Origin of the sequence: Actinoplanes sp. NPDC020271 (assembly GCF_044388125.1) — a bacterium.
Lineage (GTDB): Bacteria > Actinomycetota > Actinomycetes > Mycobacteriales > Micromonosporaceae > Actinoplanes.
The window spans coordinates 401,860-414,439 of record NZ_JBIRWQ010000002.1; the positions used below are offsets into that span (position 1 = coordinate 401,860).

At 70.6% G+C, this 12,580-nt stretch carries 13 protein-coding genes; 9 read left to right on the forward strand and 4 right to left on the reverse strand.

Going from position 1 to position 12,580, the window contains the following annotated elements:
- Nucleotides 1–57: 57 nt before the first annotated feature.
- Nucleotides 58–1,809 carry a methyl-accepting chemotaxis protein gene (locus ACH442_RS05565; RefSeq protein WP_396336714.1) on the forward strand — a complete coding sequence of 584 codons (1,752 nt, stop codon included), beginning with the start codon at nt 58–60 and terminating at the stop codon, nt 1,807–1,809.
- Here the strand turns inward: ACH442_RS05565 and ACH442_RS05570 are convergent.
- Entirely contained in the window at nt 1,806–2,303 is a 498-nt protein-coding gene (locus ACH442_RS05570; RefSeq protein WP_396336715.1) for a MarR family winged helix-turn-helix transcriptional regulator, read from the reverse strand. The genes ACH442_RS05565 and ACH442_RS05570 overlap by 4 nt on opposite strands.
- Before the next feature lie 142 nt (nt 2,304–2,445).
- Between ACH442_RS05570 and ACH442_RS05575 the strand changes: the two genes are divergently transcribed.
- The 4 genes from ACH442_RS05575 to ACH442_RS05590 all read left to right on the forward strand — a co-directional run bounded on the left by ACH442_RS05575 (nt 2,446) and on the right by ACH442_RS05590 (nt 5,123).
- Nucleotides 2,446–3,081 carry an FMN-dependent NADH-azoreductase gene (locus tag ACH442_RS05575; protein WP_396336716.1) on the forward strand — a complete coding sequence of 212 codons (636 nt, stop codon included), beginning with the start codon at nt 2,446–2,448 and terminating at the stop codon, nt 3,079–3,081.
- A 314-nt stretch (nt 3,082–3,395) separates the two neighbouring features.
- Nucleotides 3,396–4,085: a phosphatase PAP2 family protein gene (locus tag ACH442_RS05580; protein WP_396336717.1), complete on the forward strand. Its 690-nt coding sequence runs from the start codon at nt 3,396–3,398 to the stop codon at nt 4,083–4,085.
- A complete protein-coding gene (locus tag ACH442_RS05585) occupies nt 4,069–4,800 on the forward strand; it encodes a phosphatase PAP2 family protein (RefSeq protein WP_396336718.1) in 732 nt (243 codons plus the stop codon). The genes ACH442_RS05580 and ACH442_RS05585 overlap by 17 nt, the downstream gene beginning before the upstream one ends.
- On the forward strand, nt 4,797–5,123 hold the full coding sequence (locus tag ACH442_RS05590; protein WP_396336719.1) for a RidA family protein: 327 nt from the start codon (nt 4,797–4,799) through the stop codon (nt 5,121–5,123). Before ACH442_RS05585 ends, ACH442_RS05590 begins: the two co-directional genes overlap by 4 nt.
- A gap of 128 nt (nt 5,124–5,251) precedes the next feature.
- On the opposite strand, the gene ACH442_RS05595 is transcribed toward ACH442_RS05590, so the two are convergent.
- Entirely contained in the window at nt 5,252–5,869 is a 618-nt protein-coding gene (locus ACH442_RS05595) for a flavodoxin family protein (protein WP_396336720.1), read from the reverse strand.
- Nucleotides 5,870–6,151: 282 nt separating this feature from the next.
- Between ACH442_RS05595 and ACH442_RS05600 the strand changes: the two genes are divergently transcribed.
- From ACH442_RS05600 to ACH442_RS05610, 3 genes are all read left to right on the forward strand, one after another.
- Entirely contained in the window at nt 6,152–6,667 is a 516-nt protein-coding gene (locus ACH442_RS05600) for a MarR family winged helix-turn-helix transcriptional regulator (protein WP_396336722.1), read from the forward strand.
- Between the two features lie 99 nt (nt 6,668–6,766).
- Nucleotides 6,767–6,955, forward strand: a complete 189-nt coding sequence (locus ACH442_RS05605; RefSeq protein ID WP_396336723.1) for a hypothetical protein — start codon at nt 6,767–6,769, stop codon at nt 6,953–6,955.
- Nucleotides 6,956–7,065: 110 nt separating this feature from the next.
- Entirely contained in the window at nt 7,066–7,695 is a 630-nt protein-coding gene (locus ACH442_RS05610; RefSeq protein ID WP_396336724.1) for a VOC family protein, read from the forward strand.
- A gap of 222 nt (nt 7,696–7,917) precedes the next feature.
- On the opposite strand, the gene aceB is transcribed toward ACH442_RS05610, so the two are convergent.
- Nucleotides 7,918–9,540, reverse strand: coding sequence for a malate synthase A (aceB, locus tag ACH442_RS05615; protein WP_396336725.1), 1,623 nt, complete (start codon nt 9,538–9,540; stop codon nt 7,918–7,920).
- 33 nt (nt 9,541–9,573) lie between these two features.
- On the reverse strand, nt 9,574–10,860 hold the full coding sequence (aceA, locus tag ACH442_RS05620) for an isocitrate lyase (protein WP_396336726.1): 1,287 nt from the start codon (nt 10,858–10,860) through the stop codon (nt 9,574–9,576).
- 128 nt (nt 10,861–10,988) lie between these two features.
- Here aceA and ACH442_RS05625 point away from each other — a divergent pair, with 128 nt between their 5' ends.
- A complete protein-coding gene (locus ACH442_RS05625) occupies nt 10,989–12,434 on the forward strand; it encodes a helix-turn-helix domain-containing protein (RefSeq protein ID WP_396336728.1) in 1,446 nt (481 codons plus the stop codon).
- Nucleotides 12,435–12,580 lie beyond the last annotated feature (146 nt).

Consider the following 12,580-nt stretch of genomic DNA (forward strand, 5'->3'; position numbering starts at 1 on the left):
GGATCGGGAGACCCGCCAGGCACTCAACCGGGGGCGCGACCTGTCGAACGGAATGGTGTGACTCGTGCCGATCAGCAGTTCCTCGCCTGGTTGCGTGCTCCGGGCCGGGTACCGCTCCTGAGTCTGATCGCGGTGATCCTGCTCGTCACGTTCGTCCCGCTCTGGGCGATCACCATCCGGGCGTTCGACAACCTGGAACAGCGCGAGAACATCGGCGAGGCCGAGGAACTGCGGGTCGCGATCGGCGCGCAGCTGCGCCGGCTCAGCGACTTCGGGCTGACCAACGCGATCTGGACCAGCTCGTACGACGACATCCGGCTCGGCGACCGCGACGGCTTCCACGTCGACCTGCCACCCTCGGTGCTCGGCCCGCGCTACGGCATGACCGCGGCGGTCGGCACCGACCTGGCCGGCAACGTGACCGTCGGCGGATCGATAACCGGTTCCGCGTACGGCGATCTGCCCGCCGCCCTGCGTGACCCGGCCACCCTGCGCACCCTGTTCACGCCGGACGCCGCCGCGGGCACCGGGACGTGTGGCCTGACCAGCGCCACGGGGACGCCGACGGAGTTCTGCGGTTTCCCCGCCTACCCGGACGCGGGGACCGCCGGCGGCCCGTCCGGTGGACTGCTGCTCTTCCGGGAACTGGACGCGGACGCCGTCACCGAGATCGTCGCGCAGACCGGGGACGACCTGTCGGTGCGCTCCGAGCCGCGAGCCGGCAAACAGCAGGCGGACCTGCAGGCCCCGTACGGGCGGATGGCCGTCCGCACCGCCGTCGTTGACGACCGGGTCGCCGTCGACTGCACGCTGATCGGGGTCGACGGCATCCCGGTCACCCTGGAAGTGCTGGTCGGACGGCCGATCCGGGCACTGGCCCAGCAGACCCTGGTGCTGATCGGGGTGATCCTGCTCGCCGCCATGGTGATCCTCAAGGTCGCGGCCGGGCGGATCATCCGTGGCGGGGTCGGCGCGCACGTACGGCCGCTGCGGCGGGCCACCGAGCAGATCATGAGATCCCGTGATCTGCACCTGCGGGTGCCCCACGCCGGTCACCCGGACATCGACGAGCTGAGCGACTCGATCAACGAGATGCTCGGGGCGCTGGAGGCCGGCGAGGGGGAACTGGCCGTCGCCCGGGAACGGCAGGAACGCGAACGCGTCGCACAGCTGGCCGCCCAGGAGCAGGAGCGGGAGGCCGCGCTCCAGCGGGTGCAGGCCGAGTCGAACCAGATCATCGGCGGGGTGGCGTACCAGCTCGGGGACGCCGTGCGCGAGGTCGACGCGGTCCGCGCCTCGGTGCACGACATCAACGCCGGGGCCGTCGCCGCGCACGAGGCCACCGAGCAGATGGCCGAGCACGCCACCCAAGCCGACCGGGCGGCCGAGGCGCTCAGCGTCAGCCTGCCGGCGACCGGCGAGATGGTGAAGATGATCGCGTCGCTCGCCGGGGAGACCCGGATGCTGGCGCTCAACGCGACGATCGAGGCGGCCCGGGCCGGGGAGGCCGGGTTCGGGTTCGCGGTGGTCGCCGACGAGGTGCGCAAACTGGCCGACAACACCGCGGAGAGCGCCGAGCGGATCACGGCGACGCTGGGCGCGCTGACCACCTCGGCGACCGACGTGTCCCGCGCGGTCGCGACGATGACCGACACGATCGACAGCGTGCGCACGGCGATCGGGCAGGTCCGGGCGGTCGCCGACGGTCAGCAGCACACCATCAGCGGCCTGGTGAACCAGGTGCAGAACGCGATCGGGCAGATCGAGAACCTGGGCGACCGGCAGCCGGTCGGCACCGAGATGTTCTAGCAGGGACCCTTGGCGTGTTCGCCCAGGCACGGCTCGGTGCCGATCGCGTCGTTGACCCGCTCGCTGATCTGCCGCAGCTGCTTGTGCTGCGCCTTGGAGAGCGCGTCGATCAGCAGCCGGCGCACCTCGGCGACGTGCCCGGGCGCGGTCGCCACCACCTTGTCCCACCCGGCGTCGGTGAGCACGGCGAGGGTGTAGCGCCCGTCGGTCGGGTCGGGCACGCGGTAGAGCCAGCCCTTGGACTCCAGGCGGCGGGCGGTGTGCGAGAGGCGGGACAACGAGCTGGCGCTGAACTCGGCGAGGTCGCTCATCCGGATCTTGCGGTCCGGGTTCATGGAGAGGCCGGCGAGCACCTGGTACTCGAAGAACGAGAGGTCGGCGTGACGTTGCAGGTCGGCGTCGAGCGCCGCGGGGAGCCGGGTGAGGATGCGGTGCAGGGCCAGCCAGGCGGCGCTCTCATCGGCGTCCAGCCAGCGTGGCTCCTCGGTGTTCATGGCGACCACCTTAGCGTGGCGGAGCCATTGTCCGAGTGACCTATCCAACTTGAACCGTCAACTCATGCGACTTGACGGTTCAAGTGATATCGCCCTACCTTGAGTTGACGGTTCAAGTCCGAAAGCAACGGGAGCAGTACTGATGGCTATCCTCCGTATCGACGCCAGCATCCTCGGTCCGAACTCCGCGAGCAGCGCTCTCGCCGACATCGCCGAGGCCGCGTGGCTCGAGACCGCGCCGGACACCAAGATCGTCCGCCGGCACCTCGGCAACGAGCCGCTGCCGTCCAACGCCTGGCAGCTCGCCGCCACCGCCGGCTGGGTCCCCGAGGCCGACCGCACCCCCGAGCAGAAGCAGGCCGTTGCCCTGGCCGGCGAGCTCGCCAGCGAGCTGCGCGACGCCGAGGGCGCGATCCTCGCCCTGCCGTTCTACAACTACGGCGTGTCCCAGCACGTCAAGACCTGGTTCGATCTGGCCATGGCCGGCGGGGAGAACGGCGAGAAGTTCCTCGACGGCAAGCCCGTCATCGTCGTCACCACCCGCGGTGGCTCGTACGGCCCGGGCACCCCGCGCGAGGGCTGGGACCACAACACCGACTACCTGCGCCGCGTCGTCGGCGACATCTGGGGTGCCGACCTCACCGTGGTCGAGCGCGAGTTCACCCTGGTCGGCCAGAACCCGGCGCTGGACCAGTTCACCGACATCGCCGCCGGCATGAAGGAGGCCGCGCACAAGGCCGCCGACGAGGCCGCGCGCAAGCACGCCGCCGCTCTCTGACCTCCCCGCCCGGCCCGGTAGGAGAACCAGGCGGCGGCCAGTCCCGCCGCCTGCCCGGCGCACTCGATCGACGTCCGCAACCCGCTGCTCACGACCATCGCGGCGATCACCGGGACGCTGCGCCCGGACCGGCCGCTGCCGGCTCACCGCGAGTTCCTCGCCGGCGGCCTGGGCGACGGCCGCGGCGGAACGGCTCGCCTCGACCGGCGGGGCCGATGAGGTGGCCGCGTTGCCGGCCCGGCATCCGGATCCGGCGGTGGCGGTGCCGGGCCGTCCGCTGTCATAAGAACTGGTGGATCGGGTAGTAGCTGGTCATGGGGCATGAGCGGGAAGTGGCGCTCGGCATGCGGACCACCAGGACCGTGGGGCTGGCGGTGGGGCTGCTGGTGCCGTTCGGGGTGCTGGCGGCGCTGGTCATCGGGAAGGCCGGCGCGGTGCGGGAGCTGGACGTGCACGTGGCCGACCGGCTGCACGCGGTGATGGTCGAGCATCCGGCGCTGGTGGACGTGGCGGTGTGGTGGAGTCTGCTGCTGCATCCGAACACGTTTCGAGTGGCGGCGCTCGGGCTGGCGATCTGGCTGGCCCGGCGGCGGGAGGTCGTGCTCGCCTGGTGGGTGGCGGCGACGATGACCGCCGGGGGAGTGCTCGGCGGGGTGTTGAAGTTGCTGTTCGGGGTGCACCGGCCGGACTTCCTCGACCCGGTGGCGCGGGCCACCGGGTACTCGTTCCCGTCCGGGCATGCGCTCAACGCGGCACTTGGCGCGGCGGTGTTCCTGCTGGTCACGCTGCCGCGGACGCGGGGACGGGTCACGCGCGCGGCCCTGGTGGTGGCCGGGGTGGCGGTGCCGCTTCTCACGGCGTACGCGCGAATTGCTCTCGGTGTTCATTGGACGAGTGACGTGATCGCGGGGCTGTTGCTCGGAGTCGCTGTGCCGGCGATCACTGTCGCAGTGTTCCAAGGGCGGCGCGTTCGGGTAGAGAGCGACCGTGTCCACTCTCGTTAAGCAGGCGTTCACGCGGATCGTTCTCCCCGTCGCCGCCATTCTCTTGCTGATGATCGGGCTCGGGCTGCTGTTCACGCACGTCCTCGAGCACGACTGGCCGTTCACTGTAGAGGACGGCGTCAACCGGTACTTCGCCACGCACCGCACGCCCGACGAGACCGGCGTGTCCTGGTGGTTCAGTTTCATCGGGAACACGTCGTCGGTCATCGTGGTGACCGCGGTGATGGCCGTCGTGCTGCGACTGACCCTGCACCGCTGGCGCGAGCCGATCTTCCTGTGCCTGGTGGTGATCGCGCAGGCGCTGGTGTTCTTCTTCACCACGCTGGTGATCGACCGGCCGCGGCCCGACGTGCAGCGGCTCGACGCGTCGCCGCCGACCTCGAGTTTCCCGTCCGGGCACACCTCGGCGGCGTTCGCGCTCTACGTCGGACTGGCCGTGCTGCTGGCGTCGCTGGCCCGGCCGGGCTGGCTGAAGGCGCTGTGCTGGCTGCTGGTGCTGATGCCGGTCGCGGTCGCGTTCGGCCGGCTGTACCGGGGCATGCACCACCCGAGCGACGTGCTGTCCTCGTTCCTGAACGGCACGCTGTGCCTGATCGTGATGACGCGGGGCGTGCTGTCCCCCCGCGTACCGTGGAAGATCTCTAAGGTGGGTTCATGGTCCCCTTCGACCTCCCCTGCAGCGGGCGCGCACCCCACGGGTACAGCAGCGTCGTGACCACCGACTCCGGCGCCCGTCTGGTGTGGACGCCGGGGCAGGTCGCCTCCGGGCCGGACGGCGTGGTGCCGTCCGGCTGGGAGGAACAGACCCGCCAGGTGTTCCGCAACCTCGCCGTGGCGCTGGAGACGGCCGGGGCGGGCTGGGAACACGTGGTGAAGCTGACGTTCTACGTGGTCGGCACCGACGAGCTGCCGGTCGTCCGGGCGGTGCGGAACGAGTTCGTGAACGCCGCCGCCCCGCCGGCCAGCACCCTGGTCGAGGTGGCCGGGCTGTTCCGCCCGGAGTTCCTGATCGAGGTGGAAGCGGTCGCCGCGGTGTGACCGCCGCCCCGCCGCCGCCGGGCGAGCAGGTGTGATCGCGCGGCTCGCCGGGGTTGGGAGAGCAGGTGTGACCGCCGACCCGCACCGCCGACCGGCCCAGGCCGGGAGAGCACGTATGAACTCCCGGCTCAGGCGGCCGCGGGCTGCGCCGGCTCGGGCTCGGCCAGCCGGCCCCGGGTGTGCCGGAGAGTTACCTCGGCGACCCGGCGGCCAAGCGCCTCGGCGGTGCGCAGATCGCTCGGACAGGGCCCGAACTCGGGGCCCTGGTCGTTGTTGGACTGCGCCATCGCGCCCAGCCAGCTGCCGAGCCGGTTGACGTCGTCGATCGTGCCGGTCGACGTGTTCCAGCCGGAGAACGCGGCCAGCCCGACCCAGATCATGCCGTGCTGCGCGGCGAACAGGGCCAGTTCGGTGAGCGTGTTGAGCTTGTCGCCGCTCATCGACCCGCTGTTGGTGAAGCCTGCCGCGATCTTGTCGCGCCACCGCAGGTTGTCGGCCCAGCGGGCGCTGGTGGCCTCGACGAAACCGCGGAACACCGCGCTTGCCCCGCTCATGTAGGTGGGCGATCCGAAGATGATCGCGTCTGCGGCGTCGAGAACCGGCCACGTCTCCTCGGTCAGATCCGGGATGGAGATCAGGTCCACCTCGGCACCGGCCACCTGCCGTGCGCCGGCGGCGACCGCCTCGGCCTGCTTGGCGGTGTGCCCGTAGCCGCTGTGGAAGAGAACCGCGACTCGCAGCTGCATGTCGACTCCTCGTTGATAACTTTTGTGAAAGCTTTTGAGAATGCTTTCTGGAAAGGTAATCTAGCGAGCTTCGCCGGGAGCCGCAATCCCGCCCTGGCGGAGAACCGGCGGTGTCGCGCTCCGTGGTTGCCGACGGTCCGCGAACAGTGCGCCCGTCCAGACCGGGGCTGCCGTGTGGGCTGCCATAGACTGGGGGCGGGGAGGGCCGGCGCCGCCGCCGTCTCGGACGTCGATCGCACGGGCTGTTCGAGCGATGTCGATGTGGCGATGCGGAGGTGGACCATGAAGCCGGACGAGGTCGACGACATCCTCGAGGCCTGGCGCGTCGAGCTGCCCGACCTTCCCCGCGAGCCGCTGGAGATCGCGAAGCGGATCGCACGGCTCTCCGGGGTCCTCGACGCGGCCGCCGCCGACGAGTTGCAGCTGCTCGGGCTCACCCGCGCGGAGTACGACGTGCTTGCCACCCTGCGCCGCTCCGGCCCGCCGTTCCGGATGCGCCCAGGCACTCTGACCAGCTCGTTGCTGCTCTCCTCGGGGGGCACCAGCAATGTCATCCGCCGGCTGGCCGAGGCGGGTTACGTGGCGCGTCACGCTGCCGAGCAGGACGGCCGCGGAGCGCTGGTGGAGCTGACCGACGAGGGTGTGCGGATCGCGGAGAAGGCGGTGCGGGCGGCCACCGGCGCGCAGGCCGCCGTGCTCGGCCGCATTCCGGCCGCGGTCCGGGGCGACCTGGTGCAGGTCCTGCGGACGTCTCTCGACGCGATCCGGGGCGAGGCGCCCCGCCGATCGGTGCGCTGACAGCGCGTCCCGCCGCGGCGGGACGCGCTGTGCGCGGGCCTCAGCGGGTCGCGGCGGGCGGCGCCGGTTCGGCTCACAGGAAGCCGAGCAGACCGGCCGGTGCGGCCGGATCAGCAGCGCGCCGATGAGTGCGATCCCGGCCGCGACCAGCAACAACTGCTCGACCAGAGCGGTGCCGTCGTCGCCATGCGGCGCGACGGCCGGCCGGCCCCGGGCGGCGGTGTCCACGTCGAGCATCGATCCGGCAAGCGTCAGCAGGGTCAGCCCGGCGATCGTCCGGCCGTGTGACCGGGGGACTCGCGGTGGCCGAGGGGGCTCGGCCGCGGGTCGGAATCGGGGCACGGCAAGTCGGAGGCCGGGGCTGCGGGATGGGCGCGGGGCGCGACAGCATGAGGGGCATGACGAAGCTGAGTGGGCGGGAGATCGCCGAGCGGGCGCCGGAAGGGTGGGTGTATCTGCTCGGCGGGCTGCAGACGCGGGTGCGGACCGGGGGCTTCGCGAGCGGGCTGGCGCTGGTCGGCGCGATCGGGGCGGCGGCCGAGGAGATGGACCATCATCCGGACCTGGACCTGCGGTACGGGTATGTGGACGTGCGGACCAGCAGCCATGACGTGGGGGCGGTGACCGGACGGGACCTGCGGCTCGCGGAGCGGATCACCGAGCTGGCGGCCAAGGCCGGGGCGACCGTGTCGGCGGCCGGGCTGGCGCGGCTGGCCCTGGCGCTGGACACGCCGGCCGCGGAGCGGATCAAGGGCTTCTGGGCGGCGGTTCTCGGCGGGCAGGTCCAGGGGCCGGACGTGCGGGACTCGGCCGGGGTGCTGCCGCCGATCTGGTTCCAGGAGTCCGGGGCCGAGCCGGGGCGGCAGCGGTGGCATCCGGATCTGTGGGTGGACCCGTCCGAGGTGCGGCCCCGGATCGACGCGGCCGTTGCGGCCGGGGGCTCACTGGTCACCGAGGAGTACGCGCCGAGTTTCTGGGTGCTCGCCGACCCCGAGGGCAACAAGGTCTGCCTCTGTACGTGGCAGTAGCGCGGCTGATCAGGTTTTGCTCCGACCGTGCCCCTCCACGGAGATCGCCCTTGCGGGTCTCGCGTTCAGGGCCGGCCACGGCCCTGCGAGGGCCGCAAGGGTCCCCGCGGGAGCGACGGTCGGCGACCACAGCGGAGATTGGACCTGAAGCATGTGATCTCGATCTCCGAAAAGCGGTGAAGCGGGGCAGGTCGGAGGGCTGCCCCGCTTCACCTCACTCGCTCAGGCCGCGACAGTAGCCTGAGCAGTGACCGGAGCTGATCCTCCCGACAGGTGCCGTAGATATGCCGGGAGGGTCAGGAATTCCGGGCACGTCCGTTCGGTGAGCAGGACCGTGAGGAGCGTGCGGGCCTGGCCGAAGAGCCGGGCCGTCTCCTCGTCCAGCGCACCGGTCTCGCTGAGGACGTCCAGCTCCTCGCGGAGCATGCGGGTGACCATGGCGGCCGTGACCGGGACGCCGTAGTCGGTGGGGGTGCCCGACGAGATCCACTGCCACAGCTGGGCCCGGCAGATCTCGGCGGTGGCGGCGTCCTCCATGAGGCCGCCGAGTGCGACGGCGCCGCGTCCGCCCAGCCAGGACGCGATGTAGCGGAGCGCGACGCTGACGTTGGTGCGCAACGCCACCTCGCTCACCGACACCTCGGTCGCCTTGACGTCGAGCAGCTCACGGGCGCCGACCCGCACGTCGTCACGCTTGCGCACGATTTGGTGCGGTTCGTCGCCGAGCCACTGGTCGAACACCTCGCGGCACGTCTCGACCAGGCCCGGGTGCGCCACCCAGGAGCCGTCGAAGCCGTCGCCGACCTCGCGGCGCTTGTCCTGGCGAACCTGGTTGAGCGCGCGTTTCGCGGCGACCGGGTCACGGCTGGGGACGACCGCGGCCATCCCGCCGATCGCGTGCGCGCCGCGCCGGTGACACGTCTTGACCAGCAGTTCGGTGTAGGCGCGCATGAACGGTGCGGTCATCGTGACCTGGGACCGCTCGGGCAGGACCACGTCCGGCCGGTTCTTGATCATGCTGAACAGGTAGTCCCAGCGGCCGGCGTTCAGCCCGGCCGAGTGCTCGCGCAGCTCGAACAGGATCTCGTCCATCTCGAACGCCGCGTTGATCGTCTCGATCAGGACCGTGGCCCGGATCGTGCCGCGCGGGATGCCGAGCAGTTCCTGGGCGAAGACGAAGACGTCGTTCCAGAGGCGGGCCTCCAGGTGCGACTCCAGCTTCGGCAGGTAGAAGTACGGGCCGGAGCCGCGGTCGATCTGCTTGCGCCCGCAGTGGAACAGGTACAGACCGAAATCGAACAGCGACGCGGAGACCGCGCGGCCGCCGATCCGCAGGTGACACTCCGGCAGGTGCCACCCGCGCGGACGGACCATGATCGTCGGCAGCTGCTCGCCGACCTTGTACTCACGGCCGTCCGGAGCGGTGTAGCCCAGCGTGCCGTCCAGCGCGTCCTTCAGGTTGATCTGCCCGAGGATCACGTTCTCCCAGGTGGGGGACGTGGAGTCCTCGAAGTCGGCCATCCAGACCTTCGCACCGGAGTTCAGCGCGTTGATGGTCATCTTGCGCTCCGGCGGGCCGGTGATCTCCACCCGGCGGTCCATCAGGTCCGGGCGCGGCGGGGCGACCTGCCACGACCGGTCGTCCCGCACGTGCTCGGTCGAGGGCAGGAAGTCCAGGTCGGTGGTGCGGGTGGCCCGGCGGCGCCGGCGGCGCTCCAGCAGCTGCACCCGGCGTGCGCCGAACTCCCGGTCCAGCGCCGCCACGAACTCGACAGCTTCGGGGGTCAGGATCTCGGAGTATCGGTCTGCGGTGGTTCCGGTGATGGTGATCTCTTCGGCACCCATGATCAGATCTCCCTGCCCATCTCTCTTACGGGATCAGAACTGCTCGGCCTCGGTGCTGCCGGACAGCGCCGTGGTGGAGGAATCGGGGTTGAGGGCGGTGGAGACGGCGTCGAAGTAACCGGTGCCGACCTCGGCCTGGTGCTTGGTCGCGGTGTAGCCGTCCGACTCGGCCGCGAACTCGGCCTCCTGCAGCTTCACGTACGCCGTCATGCCGGTCTCGGCGTAACCGCGGGCCAGCTCGAACATCGAGTGGTTCAGCGCGTGGAAGCCGGCCAGGGTGACGAACTGGAACTTGTAGCCCATCGCGCCGAGCTCCTTCTGGAAGCGGGCGATGTCGGCGTCGTCCAGGTTCTTCTTCCAGTTGAACGACGGCGAGCAGTTGTAGGAGAGCAGCTTGCCCGGGTGCACGGCGTGCACGGCCTCGGCGAACTTGCGGGCGAACGCCAGGTCCGGCTTGCCGGTCTCGACCCAGAGCATGTCGGCGTAGTCGGCGTAGGCGATGCCGCGGGCGATCGCCGCGTCGTCGCCCGGACGGACCCGGAAGAAGCCCTCGGCGGTGCGCTCGCCGGTCAGGAACGGCTGGTCGCGCTCGTCCACGTCGGTGGTGAGCAGGTCCGCCGCCAGGGCGTCGGTGCGGGCGATGACCAGGGTCGGGACGTTCGCCACGTCGGCGGCCAGACGCGCCGCGTTCAGCGTGCGGATGTGCTGCTGGGTCGGGATGAGAACCTTCCCGCCCAGGTGACCGCACTTCTTCTCGGACGCGAGCTGGTCCTCCCAGTGCACGCCGGCCGCGCCCGCCGCGATCATGCCCTTCATCAGCTCGAACGCGTTCAGCGGGCCACCGAAGCCGGCCTCCGCGTCGGCGACGATCGGGGCGAACCAGTCGCGTTCGTACTTACCGTTCGAGGTGTCGATCTGGTCGGCGCGCAGCAGCGCGTTGTTGATCCGCCGGACCACCGCGGGAACCGAGTTCGCCGGGTAGAGCGACTGATCGGGGTAGGTGTGCCCGGAGAGGTTCGCGTCCGCCGCGACCTGCCAGCCGGACAGGTAGATGGCCTTCAGGCCGGCGCGCACCATCTGGGTCGCCTGGCCGCCGGTGAGAGAACCGAGCGCGTTGATGTAGTCCTCGGTGTGCAGCAGCTCCCACAGCTTCGCGGCACCCCGCTCGGCCAGGGTGTGACGCTCCTGCAGGGTGCCCCGCAGACGGACGACGTCCTCCGCGGTGTAGGTGCGCTTGACACCCGCCCAACGAGGGTCGCTGGCCCACGCCTGAGTGAGGTCCGCAGCGGTACCGCCCCTGGTCTCGGCAAGCTCAGTCATCGGTATATCCCTTTCGTGCCCTGTCGCGGTCTTCCGTTTGGAAGAACTTCACTCTCAGGGATCCCGGTGGGCCCTCAGAAGGGCTTTGTGAGGAGAAGAATCGAGAAAATTCTGTTAACGTGAAACCCGTGACCGCTTCACCTTCCGACTCTGTCGATCTCGTAACCCTTGGGCAGCGTCTGCGGCATTTGCGTCGCAGCAGGGGCATGACCCTCGACCAGCTCAGCGAGGCGGTCGGGCGGGCGCCGTCCCAGCTCTCGCTCATCGAGAACGGGAAGCGGGAACCCAAGCTCTCGGTGCTGCAGGCGATAGCGGCGGCCCTCGGCGTGACGATGCAGGAGCTGCTGCGGGCCGAGGCTCCCTCGCGGCGGGCGGCGCAGGAGATCGAACTGACCCACCTGCAGAAGAACGCCGCTTATTCCGCGCTCGGGCTGCCCGTGGTCAAGGGCGGGCGGCGGCTGCCGGCGGACGCGCTGGAGTCGCTGATCGGGCTGCACCGCGAGCTCAACCGGGTGCTGACCGAGCAGAGCGCGACGCCCGAGGTGGCCCGGCGCGCCAATGCACAACTCCGGGCTGACATGCGGAAACGCAACAACTACTTCGCCGAGATCGAGTCCGCGGCCAACAAGATCCTTCTGTCCGTACGGCACCCGACCGGCCCGCTGTCACAGCGCGGGATCCTGGACATCGCCGCTCAGGTCGGGTTCACCCTGCACTACGTGAACGACCTGCCGAGTTCCACCCGGTCCGTCACCGACCTGAAGAACCGCAGAATTTATCTGCCGCAGGTCGCCAGCGGCAAAGGACACGACCCGCGCGGCGTCGTCCTGCAGACCCTCGGACACTTCGTGCTCGGGCACAACGACCCCGCCGACTACGGGGACTTCCTGCGGCAGCGCGTCGAGGTCAACTACTTCGCGGCGGCGCTGCTCATGCCGGAGAAGTTCGCCGTCGACTTCCTGACCGCGGCAAAAGCCGACCGTGCGCTCGCCATCGACGACTTCCGGGACGCGTTCGGGGTGTCGTACGAGACGGCGGCCCACCGGTTCACCAACCTGGCCACACAACACTTCGGGATCCCGGTGCACTTCGCCCGGGTGCACGAGAGCGGGATCGTCTACAAGGCGTACGAGAACGACAACGTCCGCTTCCCGTCCGACGTGACCGGGGCGATCGAGGGCCAGCCGGTCTGTCGCAAGTGGGCGTCGCGGACAGTGTTCGAGGCGGAGGATCCGTACTCGTCGTTCTACCAGTTCACCGACACGACGGCCGGGACGTACTGGTGCACGGTTCACGTCGAGTCGACCCGCTCCGGCGAGTTCTCGGTGACGGTCGGGACGCCGTATGAACACGCGCGCTGGTTCCGGGGTGGGGACGTGTCCGGGCGTACCGTCTCGAACTGCCCCGACCCGGACTGCTGCCGGCGGCCCCCGGCCCAGCTCGTCGACCGCTGGGCCGGAAACGCCTGGCCGTCCGCCCGGGTGCACTCCCACCTGCTCGCGGCGCTGCCGCCGGGCACGTTCCCCGGCGTCGACAACCGCGACGTGTACGACTTCCTGGAGCGCCGCTCCTGAACTCCTGAACCGGCCCGATGCGGCGACTCGCCCGGCTGGACGGGCCACCCGGGTGCGGCGAGTCCACCCTCGCCCGCCGGCTCGCGGCCGAGCACCCGCTCCCGTCGCCTACCGAATTTCCTCGGCGGCCTGACGCACCCGGCAGT

Coding starts and splice junctions, on each gene's coding strand:
- ACH442_RS05570 (WP_396336715.1), bottom strand. CDS start 2,303: ATGAACACCGAGGAGCCACGCTGGCTGGACGCCGATGAGAGCGCCGCC.
- ACH442_RS05575 (WP_396336716.1), top strand. CDS start 2,446: ATGGCTATCCTCCGTATCGACGCCAGCATCCTCGGTCCGAACTCCGCG.
- ACH442_RS05580 (WP_396336717.1), top strand. CDS start 3,396: ATGGGGCATGAGCGGGAAGTGGCGCTCGGCATGCGGACCACCAGGACC.
- ACH442_RS05595 (WP_396336720.1), bottom strand. CDS start 5,869: ATGCAGCTGCGAGTCGCGGTTCTCTTCCACAGCGGCTACGGGCACACC.
- ACH442_RS05600 (WP_396336722.1), top strand. CDS start 6,152: ATGAAGCCGGACGAGGTCGACGACATCCTCGAGGCCTGGCGCGTCGAG.
- ACH442_RS05610 (WP_396336724.1), top strand. CDS start 7,066: ATGACGAAGCTGAGTGGGCGGGAGATCGCCGAGCGGGCGCCGGAAGGG.
- aceB (WP_396336725.1), bottom strand. CDS start 9,540: ATGGGTGCCGAAGAGATCACCATCACCGGAACCACCGCAGACCGATAC.
- aceA (WP_396336726.1), bottom strand. CDS start 10,860: ATGACTGAGCTTGCCGAGACCAGGGGCGGTACCGCTGCGGACCTCACT.